Below are 298 nucleotides of genomic sequence, written 5' to 3'. Positions count from 1 at the left end.
TGAATTGCTCCTGGATCAGCTGCCGCGACAGGGCCGCCGAGGCCGGACAAGTGGAGGAATAGACCACTTCCGTGCCCAGTTCCAGACGAAAGCCTTCGGTGCCCAGGCTGGCTTCGAGTGATACCGGGTAGGCACGCCAGCCGCTGTTGCCGCTGCGCAAGGCGGGGCGGCGAATCAGCTGGTCAAAGCGCAAGCTCACGCGCGCCCGGTCGGCCAAGTCCTTGTGCGAATCCAGAAAGGCGCGCAGCAGTTCTTCCAGCATGGCGGCATTGACGGGCCGGGCGCTGAGGTACTGGTC

The 298-nt window shown here is 65.1% G+C and carries 1 protein-coding gene; it reads right to left on the bottom strand.

Going from position 1 to position 298, the window contains the following annotated elements; translation table 11 throughout:
• The coding region (locus AC4HNJ_RS21765; RefSeq protein ID WP_490481709.1) for a GTP cyclohydrolase, FolE2/MptA family at positions 1-298 on the bottom strand (298 nt) is incomplete at both ends.

The sequence above is a fragment of the Dyella sp. SYSU CM1112 genome (genome assembly GCF_058216415.1).
This window is presented reverse-complemented; position numbering and strand designations above follow the sequence as displayed.